Annotated in this window: 17 protein-coding genes and 2 tRNA genes; 9 read left to right on the forward strand and 10 right to left on the reverse strand. The window is 39.7% G+C overall.

Annotated elements, in window-relative coordinates; all coding sequences use genetic code 11:
* The 3 genes from udk to ALE3EI_RS09420 all read right to left on the reverse strand — a co-directional run bounded on the left by udk (position 1) and on the right by ALE3EI_RS09420 (position 2,250).
* On the reverse strand, positions 1 to 609 hold the full coding sequence (gene udk / locus ALE3EI_RS09410; protein WP_186988056.1) for a uridine kinase: 609 nt from the start codon (positions 607 to 609) through the stop codon (positions 1 to 3).
* 69 nt (positions 610 to 678) lie between these two features.
* Positions 679 to 1,128: a c-type cytochrome gene (locus tag ALE3EI_RS09415; RefSeq protein ID WP_186988057.1), complete on the reverse strand. Its 450-nt coding sequence runs from the start codon at positions 1,126 to 1,128 to the stop codon at positions 679 to 681.
* 3 nt (positions 1,129 to 1,131) lie between these two features.
* On the reverse strand, positions 1,132 to 2,250 hold the full coding sequence (locus ALE3EI_RS09420; RefSeq protein WP_186988058.1) for a PQQ-dependent sugar dehydrogenase: 1,119 nt from the start codon (positions 2,248 to 2,250) through the stop codon (positions 1,132 to 1,134).
* 276 nt (positions 2,251 to 2,526) lie between these two features.
* On the opposite strand from ALE3EI_RS09420, the gene ALE3EI_RS09425 reads away from it, so the two are divergent.
* The 3 genes from ALE3EI_RS09425 (at position 2,527) to ALE3EI_RS09435 (ending at position 3,947) form a co-directional block, all read left to right on the forward strand.
* Positions 2,527 to 2,601 (forward strand) — tRNA-Pro (locus tag ALE3EI_RS09425).
* 182 nt (positions 2,602 to 2,783) lie between these two features.
* Positions 2,784 to 2,858, forward strand: a tRNA-Pro gene (locus ALE3EI_RS09430).
* Between the two features lie 588 nt (positions 2,859 to 3,446).
* Positions 3,447 to 3,947 carry a pyridoxamine 5'-phosphate oxidase family protein gene (locus ALE3EI_RS09435; protein WP_186988059.1) on the forward strand — a complete coding sequence of 167 codons (501 nt, stop codon included), beginning with the start codon at positions 3,447 to 3,449 and terminating at the stop codon, positions 3,945 to 3,947.
* Between the two features lie 30 nt (positions 3,948 to 3,977).
* On the opposite strand, the gene ALE3EI_RS09440 is transcribed toward ALE3EI_RS09435, so the two are convergent.
* Complete coding sequence (locus tag ALE3EI_RS09440) at positions 3,978 to 5,774, reverse strand: SLC13 family permease (RefSeq protein WP_186988060.1); 1,797 nt, start codon at positions 5,772 to 5,774, stop codon at positions 3,978 to 3,980.
* Positions 5,775 to 5,941: 167 nt separating this feature from the next.
* Here ALE3EI_RS09440 and ALE3EI_RS09445 point away from each other — a divergent pair, with 167 nt between their 5' ends.
* The 5 genes from ALE3EI_RS09445 (at position 5,942) to ALE3EI_RS09465 (ending at position 14,331) form a co-directional block, all read left to right on the forward strand.
* Entirely contained in the window at positions 5,942 to 6,391 is a 450-nt protein-coding gene (locus ALE3EI_RS09445; protein WP_186988061.1) for a methyltransferase family protein, read from the forward strand.
* A gap of 103 nt (positions 6,392 to 6,494) precedes the next feature.
* On the forward strand, positions 6,495 to 7,457 hold the full coding sequence (trxB, locus tag ALE3EI_RS09450) for a thioredoxin-disulfide reductase (RefSeq protein ID WP_186988063.1): 963 nt from the start codon (positions 6,495 to 6,497) through the stop codon (positions 7,455 to 7,457).
* A 137-nt stretch (positions 7,458 to 7,594) separates the two neighbouring features.
* The gene (locus tag ALE3EI_RS09455; RefSeq protein WP_186988065.1) at positions 7,595 to 9,163 is read left to right on the forward strand and encodes a helix-turn-helix domain-containing protein; all 1,569 of its coding nucleotides are present in this window, start codon (positions 7,595 to 7,597) and stop codon (positions 9,161 to 9,163) included.
* A gap of 21 nt (positions 9,164 to 9,184) precedes the next feature.
* Entirely contained in the window at positions 9,185 to 10,342 is a 1,158-nt protein-coding gene (locus tag ALE3EI_RS09460; RefSeq protein WP_186988067.1) for a tetratricopeptide repeat protein, read from the forward strand.
* 146 nt (positions 10,343 to 10,488) lie between these two features.
* Positions 10,489 to 14,331 carry a fibronectin type III domain-containing protein gene (locus tag ALE3EI_RS09465; RefSeq protein ID WP_186988069.1) on the forward strand — a complete coding sequence of 1,281 codons (3,843 nt, stop codon included), beginning with the start codon at positions 10,489 to 10,491 and terminating at the stop codon, positions 14,329 to 14,331.
* Between the two features lie 63 nt (positions 14,332 to 14,394).
* Here the strand turns inward: ALE3EI_RS09465 and ALE3EI_RS09470 are convergent, their stop codons facing one another.
* From ALE3EI_RS09470 to ALE3EI_RS09495, 6 genes are all read right to left on the reverse strand, one after another.
* Entirely contained in the window at positions 14,395 to 14,808 is a 414-nt protein-coding gene (locus ALE3EI_RS09470) for a hypothetical protein (protein ID WP_186988071.1), read from the reverse strand.
* Positions 14,809 to 14,891: 83 nt separating this feature from the next.
* Positions 14,892 to 15,380, reverse strand: coding sequence for a nuclear transport factor 2 family protein (locus tag ALE3EI_RS09475; RefSeq protein WP_186988073.1), 489 nt, complete (start codon positions 15,378 to 15,380; stop codon positions 14,892 to 14,894).
* A gap of 81 nt (positions 15,381 to 15,461) precedes the next feature.
* Positions 15,462 to 16,184, reverse strand: a complete 723-nt coding sequence (locus tag ALE3EI_RS09480) for a head GIN domain-containing protein (protein ID WP_186988075.1) — start codon at positions 16,182 to 16,184, stop codon at positions 15,462 to 15,464.
* Between the two features lie 11 nt (positions 16,185 to 16,195).
* A complete protein-coding gene (locus ALE3EI_RS09485; protein ID WP_186988077.1) occupies positions 16,196 to 17,938 on the reverse strand; it encodes a PspC domain-containing protein in 1,743 nt (580 codons plus the stop codon).
* Positions 17,935 to 18,273, reverse strand: coding sequence for a PadR family transcriptional regulator (locus ALE3EI_RS09490; protein ID WP_186988079.1), 339 nt, complete (start codon positions 18,271 to 18,273; stop codon positions 17,935 to 17,937). Before ALE3EI_RS09490 ends, ALE3EI_RS09485 begins: the two co-directional genes overlap by 4 nt.
* A gap of 166 nt (positions 18,274 to 18,439) precedes the next feature.
* Positions 18,440 to 18,955, reverse strand: a complete 516-nt coding sequence (locus ALE3EI_RS09495; protein ID WP_186988081.1) for a DUF4870 domain-containing protein — start codon at positions 18,953 to 18,955, stop codon at positions 18,440 to 18,442.
* Between the two features lie 131 nt (positions 18,956 to 19,086).
* On the opposite strand from ALE3EI_RS09495, the gene ALE3EI_RS09500 reads away from it, so the two are divergent.
* Positions 19,087 to 19,548, forward strand: a complete 462-nt coding sequence (locus tag ALE3EI_RS09500) for a DUF4442 domain-containing protein (protein WP_186988083.1) — start codon at positions 19,087 to 19,089, stop codon at positions 19,546 to 19,548.
* Positions 19,549 to 19,652: the final 104 nt, after the last annotated feature.

Consider the following 19,652-nt stretch of genomic DNA (forward strand, 5'->3'; position numbering starts at 1 on the left):
TTAAGCTAATTTTTGATGAATGATACTCCTAATAAGGTTTACCGCCACCGTATTATAACGATTTGTAGGAATGATAATATCTGCAAATTCCTTGGTTGGCTCTATAAATTGCTGATGCATTGGTTTAAGGGTGGTTTGATATCTGTGCAACACTTCTTCCAGATCTCGTCCTCTTTCGGCTATATCACGTTTTAAACGGCGTATAAGTCGCTCGTCGCTATCGGCGTGTACAAATAATTTTACATCGAACATTTTGCGAATCTCCGGGTGGGTTAGAATTAAAATTCCTTCAACGATAATCACTTTTTTTGGAAAAGTGGTTACGGTTTCTCCGGTGCGATTGTGATCGACAAAAGAGTATACCGGTTGTTCAAACGAATTTCCGTTTCGCAATTCTTTAAGATGGCTTACTAAAAGATCGAAATCTATGGCCTGTGGATGGTCGAAATTGATCTTCACCCGTTCCTCATAGGGAAGATGAGAAATATCCCGATAGTAGGAATCCTGAGAAATGATACACACTTCATCCTTTGGTAATTCTTCAACGATCTGTTGAACCACGGTAGTCTTTCCGCTTCCGGTGCCGCCGGCGATACCAATTATAAGCATAGGCTTTCCATTTCTACAAAAATAGGTATTAAGTTATAGAGTTTCCAGTTTCTAAACTAAAAGCTCGCACTACTTTTCAACAGCATTGACTTCTTCTGGCGTGACCATTTTGTCTTGAGTATTCCCCCAGGAATTCATGATATAATTCATAACATCGGCTATTTCTTCGTCACTTAATCCCATAGGAGCCATGACTCCGTCGTAGGTAACCCCATTTACCACGATCTCACCGGATTGTCCGTATTTAACTGAATGAATGCTTTCGGTTCGTTTTTCTGAAAGCCAGTTTGAACCCGCTAAGGGCGGAAAATTACCCGGAATTCCCTTCCCGTTCGCCATATGACACTGCATACAGAAATCGGTATAAACCATTCCGCCGCGTTCCTTACTTTTATCCAGTGGGGTTTGGGATTTAGTTACTTTGGCGCCACTAATTTTAATGGCTTCTTTCTCTTTTTTATCAGAATTACCACAGCCAAAGATACCAAGGCTTAGAATTACAATAAGTGCTTTTTTCATGTTTTAATTTGGAATTATCTTAACAATACCACGACCTTCAAGACCAATATAAATATATCCATCGGGTCCCATTTTAACATTGCGTACCCGACCAACATCTTCAGCGATCTTTAGACGGTCGATGACTTTGTCACCATTGAGTTTCACGAGTTCGACATAATTAAATTTCAGGGAACCCACCAATAGATGTCCCTTCCAATCGGGATATCGGTTACCGGTAACGAAATCCATTCCGCAGGGCGCAATGGAGGGCGTCCAGTAATATATGGGCTGTTCCATACCCGGACGGGACGTTTCTTCGGTAAATTTGGTACCACTGTAATTAACCCCGTACGAAATTACCGGCCAACCGTAATTAGCACCTTTTTTTACGATATTAATTTCATCACCTCCTTTAGGACCATGTTCGTGAATCCATATTTGTCCGGTTTCAGGATGTTTTACCATACCCTGCGGATTCCGGTTTCCGAAGGTATAAATTGCTTTTTTAGCACCCGGTTCGTTAACAAAGGGATTATCTGCCGGAATACTTCCGTCATCGTTAAGACGGTATACTTTTCCTCCGTCGCGGGTAATATCCTGAGGATTCACATCACGGTCTCCTCGCTCGCCTATGGTAAAATACAGATATCCTTCATTGTCGAATTCTATTCTTGAACCAAAGTGTTGTCCGCGTGTTGTATTAGGTGTTGCTTTGTACAGTTTTTCGATATTCGTAAGTGTGAAATTATCGAGTTTACATCTAATAAGTGCGGTATTACCACCGTTCTTATCACCTTCAGAAGAGGCATAGGTAATATAGATCCAACCCTTTTGAGTGTAGTTAGGGTGAAGTTTTATATCCAAAAGTCCGCCCTGACCTCTATCGTAGACTTCAGGTACATTTTTGACGTCGGTTTTAATGCCGTCTTTAAAATGGATAAGTTCTCCGCTTTTTTCGGTAATGAGCATACTTCCGTCCGGAAGCCATGTCATACCCCAGGGGTTGGAAAGGTTGTCAACGACAGTTTCGATGGAATACGTACGTGTTTTGGTATTAATGGCAACATCGTTTTCTTTTTTTTGTTCGGCACATGAGAGCACGAAAAAGACAGACATTGTGAAAAGAAATACATTTTTCATAGCAAAATAATTACTTTGAAAAGATACTAAAATTGACTTCAAAATAAAAAGCTGCGATCTTAAATTTGACCGAGGCTGTTACGGGGATTATTAACCCTTACTTATAAATCCTTCTTTTGGGGCAAAAAGGTGTTACCTATAGATAGTTACGAATTTGTAGTAAATTCAGATTTATTTAAATTAAAATAGTATCATGCTTGCAGGGCTTTTTAAATTGACTATTTTTGCCACTCAAAATCTTAAAGCAACTGTTTTTTGAGATTTTGAAATACACCTCGGGGTGTAGCGTAGCCCGGTCATCGCGCCTGCTTTGGGAGCAGGAGGTCGCAGGTTCGAATCCTGCCACCCCGACAAATCAAAAGGGAGTTTTTGTAGGAAGTTTACTTTCTTAAAAAAACGAAGGCATTGATTTGTGATACTCCACAGAGGATCATATAATAATCCTGCCACCCCGACCTAAAAATCCGAACAGAAATGTTCGGATTTTTTATTTGCACAAGCTTTTAAAATACCTATTTTTGCATTTCTAATTTCGGGATGTGGCGCAGTCCGGTTAGCGTACACGGCTGGGGGCCGTGTGGTCGCAGGTTCAAATCCTGTCATCCCGACTAAATAAAAGCTTTAGTTTTTGTAGAAAGTTTACTTTCTTAAAAAAACTGGGGCTTTTGTTTTAAATAAAGCAAAGCTTTATTTGCAATGAGGGTTTATTAGGATTATGCAAATCCTGTCATCCCAACAAGCTAAAGCAAAGGGCTTACGTAGAATATTTATTTTCTTGAGTAAGCTTTTTTGCTTTAGATAAAATTAAAGCCTCGCTTTAATTTGCAACAAATGCGATGTAAAAGGATACTCTAAATCCTGTCTTTTGAGGAAATAAATAATAACTGCTGAAGGCGGTCATTATTAATTTACACCGAGTTTTTTTTTAGGATACTCTAAATCCTATCTTTTGAGGAAATAAATAATGACTGCTGAAGGCGGTCATTTTCCATTTACACTGAGGGGTTTATTTGGGGTGATTTACATCCTGTCTTTTGAGGAAATAAAAATCGACACTACCGTCTTTGGTCTACTCAGATTTTAGAAAATATCTACGTAACATATCCTTATACAAATGGTTAATCTTCTTATAAAGTTTTAAAGCAGATTGAAGAGTTCAGTATCTTAGTAGGAAATCAATCATAATCCCAGTACAGATGGCAACCAAGAACTTATACAGCGAGGAAGGAAAGGAAAAGATCCGTGAAATGGCAGAAGACATCGAATTTGCTATGCTTATCACCGGATTGGATAAAAAACCGTTTCATATTGTTCCAATGACAACGAAAAAGGTTGATGAAGATGGTAATATTTGGTTTTTAAGTCACAGAGATAGTAAGAACAACCAGAATATTGCAGAAAATGCCGAGGTACACTTATCCTATTCTCATAAGAACGGCTTGCAATTTTTAACTCTTTTTGGTATGGCAGAAATTGTCCACAATTCTGAAATATTGGAAGAACTGTATACCAGTTTGGACGATATCTGGTTCGAAGGAAAGGAGGATCCTCACCTTACAGCGATTAAGGTAATACCAAAATCTGCGCACTACTGGGATTCCAAAAATAATAAACTGGTCACCATTTTTGTTCTGGGGATGCCTTTTTCATTTGGAGATAAAAAGGACTCGGTGGATGAAGGCGATATAAAATTGTAAGTTTCGTATATTTTTTGAGAATTCATTACTTTAAAGCAGTGTGGAAAGTATCAGTGTTGCAACTATTAGTAAAACCACAGATAGTAGCCCTCCGATGATCAGAAAATGCTTCATTCTGTAATTACCGGTTCCGTAGATCAGGGTATTGGTTTGATAGCCCATAGGCGTAAAAAAGCTAAAGTTGGCTGCAAACATCACGGCCAGTAAAAAGGGTTTTACGTCCAGATCCAATCCGACGGCCAGGCTAATCGCAATAGGAGATAAAATAACTGCAGTCGCGTTGTTCGATATAAAGCCGCTTAACAACATGGTAATTCCGAAGAGCGATCCCAATATAAGATAATTAGGCAACCCTTGAAGTAACCCAAGAAGTTGTTCACTTAACCAAACGTCGCTCCCCGTATTGTTCATAGCAACTCCCAGTGGTATCATCCCGGCAAGAAGAAAGATGATCTGCCAGTTTACCCTGTGGTATATTTTAGAGAGGTTTATACAATTGCCAATGAGCATCATGCCTACCCCGGTCAATGCACTGGCCAGTATGGGTAAAACGCCTGTGGATGCTAAAGCAATCACGGTGAGAAGGCTAATGATGGACCATGCTCGTTTTCGGGGTTCGACAGCGTAATTGGATTCATGCTGTCTTAAAATGATCATATTATCGAGATTGTACAAATTTTCCAACTGCTTGTCTGAAGCCTGAACCATAAGTTTATCTCCCGGCTTAATATAAAGTGCATTCAATGCCTTTGGCAAATTGTTTCCTGTCAACATTTTTTGCTTTTGTATTCCGAGGGCAGTGGCCGTATGGTACATCTCGCGTTTTATTTCCTGAAAGGATTTTCCAATGAAATCAGATCCGGGAAGTATAAGTAATTCGACAAAGACGTTGGAGCGTTCTTCTTCTTCCTCCGTATCACTACTTTTAAATTTGAATTTTTCTGTACTACCCACAAGTTCAAAATTGTCTTTTGAAATAGTGGCAAAATCATTCAGATCACTCATTATAATTATTTGATCCCCTCTGCGAAGTGTCGTGTTTTTTCCAGGATCGGTATGAATTTCATCATTCCTGAGTAGTTTCAGAATCTTAACATTGTTATTATCGTAAAACGAAACATCGCTCAGCGGCTTCCCAATATGTACAGATTCTTCGGTAACACTTAAGGTGAACAAATACCGGTTCTCATCGATATTTTCAGGCAAACGGTCTTTATTTTCCTTTGGAAGCCATTTACTTGCGATGGTCATAAAAACAACACCCACGATAAGAAGTATGAGTCCGTATTTGGTAAATTCGAAGAAACTAAAGGCTTCCAAGCCATTATCACGGGCTATGGAATTAACCAAAAGATTTGTTGAGGTTCCCATGAGTGTACAGCTCCCACCTAATATTCCTGCAAACGATATAGGCATTAATAATTTTGAAGTTGAGAAGTTATATTTTTCAGATAATTGCGCAATGATCTTTATAAATATAATGACCACAGCCGTGGTGCTTATAAAAGAAGAAATAGTTGCCGAAACTACCATAAAGACCGGTATAAGCGCAATTAATGGGAGGATACTCAGTTTTTTAATGGAATTCGACAATAAGGTGATTACGCCGTTGTCCTCCAGCCCTATGGCCAGGATCATGAGCATTAAAATTGTGATCGTTGCCGAGTTAGAGAAACCACTTACAGCCTCTTCAGGGGTTGTCAATCCCAATAGGACGAGAGAAACGATAACAAAAAACCCTATTTTATCAATAGGGATAAGTTCGGTTATAAACAGTAGAACCGTGATCCCGATGATTGCAAAAACCAGAAGTATTTCTATACCCAATTTTTTTAATATAAATGTAGTGAGGATAACACACCCTTGTTCTTAATAAAAATATAAATTCATTCGAACTTCAAACGGCATTAACAATAAAGTTCCCACAATAGTTATAAAGAAATGAATAAAACCACTACTTTTGTAACAACTACGATTAGGAGAACATAACAGCGTTGAGAAAGGAACTTCCTTATATTATTATTCAATTTATTCTGTTTGCGTTGTATTTCATCGATTGGAGTCTGGTGGATTTTGAACTTCCGGTCTGGATAAAATATGTTTCTTTAGTATTCACTTTTTTGGGTGCCGCGGTCATCATCTTCGGGGTTTTTCATTTAAATGATACCTTAACGCCATTTCAGACTTCCGCAAAAAATACAAATCTGGTAACACGTGGAATCTACAAATACGTGCGTCATCCTATTTATCTTGGATTGCTTTTAGGAATGTTTGCGTTTTCAATTTATTCAGTATCGCTGCTCAAACTGCTCATCACAATAATTCTGGGAGTAGTTTTTTACCGAAAGACGAATCTGGAAGAAAAATTAATGATGCGCTTACACTCACAATACAAGGATTACCGCGATAAAACGGGTAGATTTTTTCCGAAGAACAGAAAATAGGCACTCTTAATAATATCATAGCTTTTCTTAATAACTTTAGGTGTAAGGTTTATACTAAAGTTCCTACTTTTACAATCTGAAAACGAAATTGAATACTATTATTATGTCTGAACAAATTGAGAGAATAAAATGCCTTATTATAGGCTCCGGGCCCGCGGGATATACCGCAGCCATATATGCCGCAAGAGCCGATCTTAAACCTGTAATGTATACGGGCATGGAGCCGGGCGGTCAGTTAACAACTACTACTGAGGTCGATAATTTTCCGGGTTATCCTGAAGGAATAGACGGCCCCACGATGATGGTACAGTTTCAACAGCAAGCAGAACGGTTTGGTACCGACGTGCGAATTGGAATGGTAACAGCGGTTGAGTTCAGCGATACAGTTGGAGGTATTCATAAGATCACGGTCGATAATACTACTCAACTTGAGGCCGAAACAGTGATCATTTCAACTGGTGCTACGGCGAAATATCTAGGTCTTCCCAGTGAACAACGGCTGCGCGGTGGTGGAGTTTCGGCATGTGCTGTATGTGACGGATTCTTTTACAAAGGGCAGGATGTTGCCATTGTAGGTGGAGGAGATACGGCTGCGGAAGAAGCGACATACCTTGCCAATATTTGTAACAAAGTGACTATGTTGGTACGAAAAGACCACATGAAAGCTTCTAAAGCTATGCAACACCGTGTTACGGCTACAAAAAATATTGATCTCAGATATAACACCGAAATAGACGAAGTACTGGGTGATATGGTTGTTGAAGGTCTGCGAATGAAGAATAATCTCACAGGAGAGAAGGAGGAAATTGCTATTACGGGATTGTTTATTGCCATAGGTCATAAACCGAATACCGAGATATTCAAGGGGCAACTAAAGATGGATGACACCGGATATCTAATTACCGAAGGCAAATCTACCAAAACCAATAAGCCCGGTGTGTTTGCCAGCGGCGATGTTCAGGATAAGGAATATCGCCAGGCGGTTACTGCAGCCGGTACCGGTTGTATGGCTGCTCTTGATGCTGAGCGTTATCTTGCAACGATCGAGACAGAGGTCACGGCCTAATCATCAAATCACAGATATAGGCACCCAAGCAATTGCTTGGGTGTTTTTTTATATCCGAAATTGAAATAAGTAAGGTGGTTTTTATGGTTTAAAAATTCAATTTACGTAGTATCTTTGTGACTTCATCCCCTTTTTAAATGAAAATTAGGTTGTTCATTATTGTTTGTCTGCTTGCCTTTAATACTTCTGGAATATCACAGAATTTAACGGAAATGGACGATCTTTTCTTTGAAAACCTGAATCTCGTTTATAAGGATCCCGAACAAACGTTGCGAGTCGCCGGATTTTTATTGACGAATGCTGAAACAGATCTTCAGAAGGCTCAGGGGAATTATTTAAGGTATAAGGCCGAATCCTTAAAAGGAAATCATGTGGCGAGTATCGAGGCCATTTTTAAGGTGCGTTCGGTTTTAAATCCACAACAACCGGATTATCTACAGGGTCTCGCTGCAATTGCCATTTCGGAATTATCCCGAAATGCCGGAATGAATGATGTTTCAGTTCAGTATCTGGACGAGGCAAAAGAGATTATCGCTGCCTTAAGACCTTCAGAAAAAACAAACCTTACGCTGGTCAATTTTAATTTTGAGAATGCGGCCGCCGCACTATATGTATCTAACGATCCGGAGGATGCACTAAAGCTTCTGTTAAAGAATAAGATTCCCGTTGCGGAAAGCCGGGAACTCGTTCCTGCCTATTCGATTGAAAACAATATAAGGGTCGCATCTATCTATTTGATAGAGAATGATGTTGAAAATGCCAGATTGTATTTTAACAAAGCCCTTTCGGAATTAAAAACACTGGATCTTATGGCTTCTTCTCTTGAAGCAACAGTTTTGGCGGGTCTGGGAAAACTGTCCATCAAAGAAGGAGATTTTACGGAAGCAAGTACACTGCTTTTACAGGCGAAAAATATTTCTGTGGTTCCTCCTCACCAGTACGTTGAGGTTTTAGGGGATCTATCTGAAGTATATCTCAAAATAGACAGTTTGGATGCTTCGCGAAGTTACAACCGGGAGCGAAGTTTACTAAACGAGGCTGTAATTAATTCCGAAAGAAATTCAAGAAATACGATAATCTCATTTATAAAAAAGGACAGAGAGCAAATGATAAGCTCCGATCTTTCTATCTATTATCGGGTGGGATTTATATTGCTGAGTGTGGTGATCCTTGGGATCGTGATCTATTATTTTTATAATAGAAAACTCGACCGGGAATATAAAAAATTTGAAAAAGTGATAGCCAGAATAGAGAAGAAGGAAAAGCTCGAAACACTGGATGTAGCGCAAGAATCCGTCCCTAAGGAGTCGAAGGGAGTTGTTATTCCGGAAGAAACAGAAAATGCTATCCTCGAGCGATTAAACGAATTTGAAAACAGTGATAAATTTACCAAAGCCGGGATTTCTTTACAGTCGGTAGCCAAAGAATTGAATACCAATACCAAGTATATTTCTGAAATAATTCACACACATAGAGGGAAGAATTTTAATACGTACATCAATGAGCTGCGGGTAAATTATATTATTAACAGAATGAAAGACGATAAAAAATACCTTAGCTATAAAGTGAGTTATTTGGCCGAAGAAAGTGGCTTTTCTTCCCATAGTGCATTTACTGTCGTATTTAAGTCGATCACGGGAATTACACCAAATCAGTTTATTACCTTTTTGAAAAAGGACACCAAAATTCCATCCCAATCTTTTTAGTATCTTTATTAGAAAAAATAATTGACTCCTAAGACTACCATTTTCTTCATTCTCCTTAGTCTTTTTGCCGGATTGATCTGTACCTGTAAAGCACAGAGGTCAGCTGTATTAGACAGTCTTCGTACTGAAATAAATGTTCAGGTTTATAGCGACCCGGAACAGGCTATCACGAATGGCTTAACGCTCTATTCACTATCTAAGGGCAAACCTTCTTACCAAATAGGAGCACTCCTTACCATTGCGAATGCGTATGCTGTAATTAAAGATCATGAAATGGTTTTAAAATATGCGTTAAAGGCCGATTCTATCGCATCTGCCAGTAACAGCAACATAGACCGCATTCGTGCTCTAGGTTTTTTGGGAGGTCAGTTTCAACGACTCAAATTGGGAAACCGGGCTTTGGAGTACTTAGACCAGGCTAATGAAATAGCTGAAGCACATCCATTGCCGGACACCTTGAAATACCTTCAGGGTAATATATTATTCGTAAAAGGTCTAATTCAACGAGATAACCTCGGGTGTGCCTATGCGCTCGAGTATTTTAAAGAAGCAACAGCAATTTTTAAGATCGACAAGAACAATAAAACCATGAATGCCAGTCTTGCAATTGGTCATAACAATATTGCAGATTGTTTGTTCGAATTGGGTTCTGTACAAGAAGCTAGGGAGAATTTTAATGATGCTATTACATATGCCTCAAATATAAGCGCTACCAAGAATGTGGCCTATTCAAAAATAGGGCTGGCAAAAATATTGTCTTCGGAAGGAAAACACAGGGAAGCTATTAAAATATTAAACGAGGCAAATGCATCGCTGGAAAAGATTGATGATGCCGGAATTAAATCTCAGCTTTATAAATCCCTTGCCGAAAGTTATGCCGAAATTGGTGATAGTGAAAACTCGAATCGGTTTATGAATCTTTATGCTGAAGAAGACCAAAAACTTGTGGACCGAGAAAAAGAATCGCTGGACAAAGTGAGTAAAGATATCTCTCTCGAACTTCAGAAAGAACGTGAAGAACAAAAGGATAAGTACATGGTTTATTTTAGTATTGCCGGACTTATTTTAATGGTTGTTTTAATCGCGATCATCCGCAATATAATTCAGAAAAGAAAGAAAATTGCCAATCATAAACGTCAGATACAGAATTCTTCAGAAAAAAAGGAAAACCAGATTTAAATAGCTTAAACGCAATGCTTTAATGACGAATTAAAGCTTTTAAATTTCGTGAAAATTCCCTTAAAACGAAAATACTTTACTTTCAGGAGGCCATATATAATAGTAGGTTTGTTTTCGAATTAAATCACTATTAAAAAATTACAATAATGAAAACATCACTACAACTTTTACTGGTATGTATGCTGAGTATCGGGCAATTATTAAATGCCCAATGTGAAATAGCAGAGAATTTCGATACCTATGCGAACGGTACAGTTCCAACAAACTGGACCATGATAAATAATACCGATGGAACAAGTCTTGTGTACGGACAGGTTACCTCAAATCCTTCAGCTCCCTCACCGGGGAAATATTTCAGAATGTACAGTGGCAATGCCACAACAGGAGACCTCATTTTCATTTCTCCCCTGAATGCAACAACTTCCGACGGTAATCACCGTGTAAAATTTTATTTACAGGGATTTGGAGGTTCAAGCTTGATCCTGGGAACCATAAACGCTAATGACGGTTCGGGAACTCTTACTCCTATAACTACGTTAGTACCATCTTCAAACTGGACGTATTACGAAATTGCTATTCCTGCCGGAACCGATCAATATATGGCATTTCAACACGATCTTGCTACGACCAATTCACAGGTGAATCTGGACAGTATTTGTGTGGAAGTGATCCCAACCTGTCTGGAAGTTTCAAATATTGTGATGTCTAATCCAACGGAAACAACCGTAGATTTAAGTTGGAATGAGAGTAACTCCAATGAAGATGCCTGGGAATATGTGGTTCAGGAAGTAGGCACAGGAGTTCCAACGACCAATGGAACAGCTTATACTTCTACCAGTACAACTCCATCCCTTACAGTCGACAATCTTGAAATGGATACCGAATATGAAGCCTATGTACGCGCAAATTGCGGAGGTGGTGATTATGGAGCATGGATCATGGCTGCAGCTACACTAAGAACCGATTGTGGGATCATTACTGCGAACTATTGTGAAGATTTTGTGGGAATACCGGATAATACTGTTCCTTTTTGTTGGAGTGTTGAGGATGACCCGGGATCCGGCGGTCATGCGTATGTGGATTACGAATTTTCATATAGCAAGAATATGTTCGAATTGCATGTGGTTAGTTCAACTGTTGGAAATATTATGGCGATCTCACCGGATGTTACATTTGCAACAGACGGGACGCACCGACTCAAATTCACTGCCGGAGCATCCGATGCCTCTCCCGATCTTCTTGAAGTAGGTACCATTGACGGTAGTGGTAGTTTTGTACAGATCACTACGCTAACTTTAAACTCCGACAGAAACACCCAATACATCGTTGACCTACCCAATAACGGTCATGCAAATTATGCATTTAAACATGGAGGTACTATTAATAAGTATGTATGGATCAACGAAGTTTGTATAGAGGACATACCTTCCTGTCTGGAAGTGAGTGATGTTGAAGCAAATAATGTACAGTACAACTCGGCAGAAATTAGCTGGACAGGGAGTGGTTCGAGTGAAATAGCCTGGGAATATTTAATTCTGGAAGCATCAGCTCCGTCACCCGGTCCATCTGATTCGGGTACCGAAGTATCTACCAATGCCGCAACGGTTCCTTTATCTCAGAATACCGACTATATCGCTTACGTTAGAGCAAAATGTTCGACAACCGATTTTGGAGCCTGGATTGCTTCAGAAGTATTTACTTCAGCGTGTAGCAGTTTTACAGCCGAATACTACGACAGTTTTGAAGGACCCAATGTTAGTTCCGAAGAGATTAAGCCGTGCTGGTCTGTTTACGACACTACGATTGGCGATTTTAAAACCTATGGAAATAGCTTCGGAATAAACCCTTTTGAAGGAAATTTACAACTTCGTATTTATTTTCCGTCCAGTGCCGATCCTGAAGGTCTTGTGTTGATTTCTCCTGAGTTTGCCGATCTTAATGTGGATAAGCAGATTCGTTTCCGAATGAATAAAAGAACCGGGAACGAAGCCGATATGAATATCCTTATTGGTACAGTTGCCAGCCCAACCGATATGGCTTCTTTTCAGGTGATCGACAATACATCACTTAATCAATCCACAGTAGTAGCCGATACCTGGACCGAATTTACTATCGATTTTTCTACTTACGATACTAACCTTAACCATAAGTATATCGCGATTAAGCCACAGCATTCGGGTACCGGAGCGACCCAATATGTGTTTATGGATGACTTTAATTATGAGTTTAACCCGGTACAGGGTTTTAACGATGAGCCTTATACGTCTAATGTGTTGACAGCTTCTACAGATTACACTTGTAATAACGCGATTATCGGTGATTTTGCAGGTGCAACACAATCTGCTGACTTTCCATGTACAGGGCCTACCTATAGCAATTTTAACGATTTGTGGTATCGATTTATACCTACCGAATCTGGCGAATATGCATTTGCCACCGAAAATGTCACAGGAGAGGATGTAAGTATGTTTGTTTTTGAAGGGTATACCGGTAACTTTACGGCGCTTTCCGGAGGTTGTTCTACGCGATATACTATTCAGAATTTAAATGCGGGACAGACTTATTTCGTATCGGTAGCCAGTGATGTGGAAACTGCACAGTTTTCACTGTGCGTTTATAAAATGCCGGAAGTACCGGCAAATGATGAGCCTATAGGAGCCTTTAGCATTACCGAATCGAATAACAACAGTTGCAACAATGCGGTAAGCGGATATACTGCTTCCAGTACTCATTCTGCGGACTCTGAATGCGGTGCGACTACCAATGACGTTTGGTACACTTTTGTGCCAAACAGTACGGCAAACTATACGTTCCGAAGAGATATCATAAACGGAGGAGGAGTCACTTCCCTATCGGTTTACGAAGGTACTCCCGGAAATTTAACACAAGTGACTGAGAATTGTACCTCGTATCTACAGACTGTGGATCTTGTTGCGGGCGAAACCTACTACGTGGCGGTTTCTAGCTCGGCTACTTCTATCCCGGTATTCTTCGAGTTATGTGTGTATCCATCGCCACCGGCGCCATCTAATGATGAGTGTTCTGCGGCGATTCCGTTAACAGCAGGCCTAGACTTTAACAGTAGTTTTGTGATTGGCGATAATACTTCGGCTACTCGTAACCCAAATGATCCTATCCCATCGTGCGATAATCTTGAGTTTGACATTAAGGGGAAAGATGTATGGTATTCTGTGGAAATTCCGCAATCGGGACGATTGGTGTTGGAGACCAAAACGAATAATGACCCGTATCTATGGGATCCCGGTATGCAGGCCTACCTTGGTCCGTGCGACGATCTTAATTCTCTGGTTTGTAGTTCAGACGAGGGAGAAGGATTCTTCAACTACATTGAGCTTACCGATATGCAACCCGGTACCGAAATTCTGGTAAGAGTATGGGGACGCGTAGGAACCTTTGGTACGTACAAGATCGCAGCATACGATGATTCGCCAGTATGTAGCTTTCCAACAGATGTAGAAGTGACCGATATAACTCCTGAAACAGCACTGCTAAGTTGGACGGCTCCGTCTCCTGCACCGGTAGGGGGTTATGAGTACATTGTTTTACCTGGAGGTTCGGTGTATCCGGGTGCTTCTTCAGGAATCCAGACGAATGATACCGAAGTTTTACTGGAAGGACTTAATCCTGAAACCACTTACGACGTATACGTGAAATCGCTTTGCGGTACAAACGGAAGTGCATGGGAAGGTCCCATAACATTTACAACTACGATGATCCTTGGGAATTCAGATTTTGATACACAGAAGATCGTGTTCTATCCGAACCCCGTAACTGATATTTTACAGGTTTCTTTTCCGGAAACGATTAAGACTATTACAGTCTACAATCTAACAGGACAGATACTTCAACAAACAAAAATAGAGGCTACAGACGGACAGATCAATATGTCACAATTATCCACAGGAATGTATTTACTGGAAGCAGAGACCGAGAATGGAAGGATCCCATTCAAGGTATTTGTAAAATAGTGATGTAGGTTTTCCTATTTTTCAAACCGTCTCAAAACATGCTGAATGTTTTGGGGCGGTTTTTTATTGTTTACTGAAGGTGAGGAAATCTATATTTCCGTTAAGTTCATCTTCTAACACAAGTTCTACCTTGGTAGGGGCTGCTGTCATCACTTTCCATTCCCCGAAAAGCAAGCCCAACGGATAGGTTTCCGTAAAAACAATGGAGATTTCCTCTTCTTCATTCATCTTAGAATAATTCCAAGTTCCATCGTCCGAATACAGGTTGTTTTGAGCAGAAAGTACTTGGTTATTTTTAAAATCAAATTCGAAACTCACCAGGTTATTGGTTTCGTCCATATTGTCCACAAACAGGTAGCTAACCACCCAGGAGCCATCCTTTAAGTTCACTTCAGTGCTTGCGTTGCTATTTTTATCATCGTCACTGTTACAGCTTACTAAAAAAAAGAGGCAAAGGGCAAAAAAAAGGTATTTCATGAATTTTTATTTGTTTTGATCGATGATGATTAGCAGAGATGTTCTTGGTGAACGAATTTTTTTACGATCTAGTATACGACGTATTATTTTTCTGAAGGTAGATGATGATAGCTGAAAATTCGCTTTGCTTTCCAATTCTTATTTTCAAGGATCCATAATCCCGAAAAGAGGGCAGAAGAGGTTTTGTACAAGGCTTTATCCGGCTCTTTTATATAGAATTCATGCGTCCCTTCTACGATCGCTCCGTACAATATTCCGTTGTCATACATTGGATAAACCTTCATAGAGCCATCGACAAGTTTCCGGATTGGTTTCTGGGACGGGGATGAACAAATATTATCCTTCATCGCTTTTAGAAATGCTGCTTTATCCTGAAATCCTCCCTGATCGTGATAAAATTCCAGATCATCTGTAAGTTGATCGGCAAGTAGGTCTAATTCACAATTGTTAAACCCTGCGTCGAACAAAATGCTGTCTTTTTGCTGAAAAGTTTTATACAATTCTGAATTTGGATCTACCTGTGCCGTCATACCGGCAGCTATAAAAAGTGAACATAACATTAAGATTCTCATGATCTGATTTTTAATAAAAAAGATCCGTCCGCAACAGTCAAGTGGGACGGATCTCCTTCAAGTTGATTAGTTGATGGTATTTTACATTTTGTGTACTCCGCCGCTGCGGCTACCTTTATTATTCACTGCAGCAGGATTGCCAAAATAGTGTACATCTCCGCCACTTGTAGCTTCAGCATCTAAGCGATCCTTGACGTTTACAGTGATATCGGCACCACTTGATGCATCTGCATTACAGCTTACTACAAGTAGTTCTTTGGCATTGATGTCACTTCCGCTGGAAGCCTTTGCAGAAAGCGATGATGCTTTTCCCGATATTTTCATATCGGCACCACTACTTGTTTCTGCATAAACCGTGTTTGCGATGATCTCTAATTCGAGATCGGCACCACTACTGGCATCCAGATTAAGTGATTCGCTTTTAATAACCGAATTTGACATTACATCTGAGCCGCTACTCGCCATAATTCCATCCAAATTTGTGAACGTAACATGTACTTTCTTTGATTTAGATCGCCCAATATTTTCTGAAGTCCGAATGGTAAGTTTACCATCCATTACTACAGTTTCGATTATGTCCTGTAAATTTTCGTCAGCTTCTACAACGATCTTATTTTCTGAACCTTCTGTAAGGTATACGTCAATACCGCTGCTACCTTTTACTATGTGAAAGTCGCCATCCACCTGTCGGTCCTGAGTGGTTACATTTCCATTTCCGTCGATCTGTCCAAGATTGATATCAAAATGGCAGCTGCTTAAGGCAAAAACTGCGACAAAGGCTATGAATAGATTTCTAGTTTTCATGTTTCTCGGTTTTAGTTGTTATTATTTATAGTGGTTGAATCGATTGCGGGTGTTGTATTTTCTGATCCTTCGGAAGGATCGGTAGCTTCTGCTGGAGTTTCCAATTCAAGATCTTTATACAGCTGACTCTCCCAGTCTGAAGTGGGTGTATCAACCTTTAAAGGATCCTTAGCTTCAGAACTTGCACAATCCAGACATTGTGTTTTATTTTGAAGGATTAAAAGATAATGCTGCTCATCTCCGTTATCGAGGATGTCCCCCGAACTGGAATAGTTACGGTGAAACGAATAGGTCTCGCTTTCAGCATACAGAATAGAACCCAAAGGTAAGTACACCACGATCTCTACCTCCTGATCACGGTACTTATTGGCGAGATCGGTGGTAAAGAAACCGTCAAGTGTTAAGGTTCCATTTTCCAGGTTATACTTGTAATCGATCGCTTCTGCCCATTGTTTGGCTTCCAGAAAACTCGCTCCCTGTGCTTTTTTCTCAAGGATAATTTTTCCTATCGAATCATTCGTAGATCGTACGGCGAAGCGTACATCGTTTGAATAGATTTGCTTGTTATCGTTTTCGTCGTACTTGATTCGCAGGCCGTCATTTCTGTGAACACTATAAGTATAGTCATTGAGAGACCCCATAGCGATTCGCAGGGTGTCCCCTGTGCGTACCGGTAGTGTTTCTTCGGTAATAAATTCCCCGTCATAAGCTCTGGTTGTTGCTTGTTGTAATCCAATAATTCCCAGTCCTATTAAAGAAGCCACCCAAAGGATGAGTAAAATGATCTTCGCTGCCGTTCCTATGGATTTTAAATTGTCGATAAGCAATTTGAGTCCGAGTATAAACAGCACAAAGAATGGAATACCTACTGCAAACAGTGTCATTAGTGATATAAGCCATAACGGACTGTTGGTAGTGTCTATCATAGAGAAATAGTCCATGAATTCACCGCTTCCCCAGATATCTACAGACCCGAAGGTAAACAAGCCAATAATAAGCCCTATTAGCGTAGAAAGTGATACGATGATGAGAATGATTCCAATAAATTTGACAAATATTTTTAAAATAGTAAGAAGGATATTACCGAGAGCTTCGAAAAAACCGGTAGCTCCGCTTTTCACTTTTTTCCCGTATTTGTCATAGTCTGCGTTTTTTACACTATCCGCAACTTTTTCATATCCTTCTTTAAACTTTTTTTCAATATTCGATATATTGACAGCTTCACCTGTCATTTTCAATTTATCTGAAGTTGATTCGGCTGCAGGAACAAGGATCCAGAATAGTATATAGAATACAATAAAGATCCCACTGGAAAATACAGTTAGTAAGATCCAGATAAGCCGAACCCAAATGGCGTCAATACCCAGATAATGACCTAATCCCGAGGAAACACCGGCAATGAATTTATTGTCAATATCTCTGAATAATTGCTTATATGAGGCGTGCGATCTCGAGCGGGAGGTAGGGGGAGTGTCTTCAAAGATCTCTTCGTCAACCATATAGTCTTCAGGCTGCCCCATAACCGCGATAACCGCATCTAATTCCTTGATAGAGATCACTTGTGAGCTGTTCTCTATTTTTTCAGAAAAAAGTTCAGCAATCCGGGCTTCAATATCTCTTAAGATCTCATCGCTGCCCTGTGGATCTGAAAGCGATCTTTTAATCGCATCCAAATAGCGTTGTAGTTTGGCAAAAGCGTCTTCGTCTATGTGGAAGAACGTGCCTGCTAAATTTATATTTACTGTCTTTTTCATTTTTTAATGTTTTCGCTGGTTACTCTGTTTACCGCCTGTTGCAATTCACTCCAGGTGGTATTTAATTCATTTAAAAATAATCTACCGGTTTCGGTAAGTTCGTAATACTTACGTGGCGGACCACTGCTGGATTCTTCCCAACGGTAGGCTAACAGACCCGAATTTTTAAGGCGGGTGAGCAGGGGATAGATCGTTCCCTCCACGACAAGCATTTTGGCGTCTTTCAATGTTTCAAGAATGTCTGAAGTATATGCCTCTCCATCTTTGAGAATAGAAAGGATGCAGTACTCCAAGACTCCCTTACGCATTTGTGCTTTTGTGTTTTCGATTTTCATCTTCTTGGTTTAATTTTAAAATAACTGTTCGTCTTGATTGATTAGACAAGCATTTCTGGTATGTACTTGGTATTTACAGCAATTGATTTCGGTGATGGAAGCTTGATTAATTTCTTCCGAATAGGTCTGAACTGAGATCATATTTAGTATTGCTGCTAATAATAGACTAACTAGTGTGCTCATTTTCTTGTTGATTTGTTCCTGCTAAAACAGGGTTAGTGGTTTTTATAAAAGGTATACTCAACGGATATTTATAGGATTCTCCCTTCGAAGCTTTTACAGCTGCAGAAATCACAGCATATAACTCCAGGACAAATAATCCAAACAATAAGAGCGCTGCAATACCAAATAATGTTACAATGCCCGTAAGGTTGCTCACTTCATTAAAGGTGACATGGTGAGTAGTATGCTCAATAGTCTCGATTAATGACACAAAATCTGTTACAAACATTAGAAAGAAAGGAATACATAACAAACCGATTAATAAGGTATATACCAATAAACTTAACTGAAAGTTGATGGCTTCCTTTCCATGGTGGTCAACAAAAGGTTTTTCCTTATTTAATGTCCATAATAGAAGCGGAGCAAAGAAATTTGCAAACGGGAAAAAATACTTCGAGAAGGTTGATATATGTATCAGAGCTCCAAGGTTTTTTTGATTTTCTGAAAGTGTTGGTTCCATAATTCATTATAATCTTATACAAATATATGTCTAAAAGAAGGTATTATGTTACGCATAGTACTAAAAATTAACAAAACATTAACAAAATTATATCTGGATTTAATTGAATATCTTCGCAGAAAATCACACGTATGCAGCTATCACCGGCTAAGATCAACGCATTTCTTTTTTTTAAACTGCCCTCGGCTTTTTTGTGTGGTGTACGTCTGAAATCGATAAACGATACGTCCTGTACTACCTCTGTGAAATTACGATGGATCAACCAGAATCCCTTTAAATCAATGTTCTGGGCGGTACAGGGAATGGCTGCCGAACTAAGTACGGGTGCGCTGGTCATGGGTTATATTAACGAATCAAAAAAACCGGTATCGATGCTGGTGGCCAACAATAACGCGTCTTTTAGTAAAAAGGCCAAGGGGCGAATCTCATTCTATTGTACTGACGGATTGCTCATAAAAGATGCGATTGCAAGGACTATCGCTACAGGAGAAGGACAAACCTGCTGGATGAAAGCAGAAGGAAGAGACCAGGAAGGTAACACGGTTTCAAATTTTTCATTTGAATGGACTGTTAAATTAAAGACTAAGAAGTAAGAGCTGTTTGTATTCTAAGTTTAATGTTTAAAGGGGGTTAAGACAATGAATTTAAATATTTAGAAAACTTTAACAGACAGATTTACAGTAACAAAGGAATTTTC

The sequence above is a fragment of the Constantimarinum furrinae genome, from assembly GCF_014295415.1.
Classification (GTDB): Bacteria; Bacteroidota; Bacteroidia; order Flavobacteriales; family Flavobacteriaceae; genus Constantimarinum; species Constantimarinum furrinae.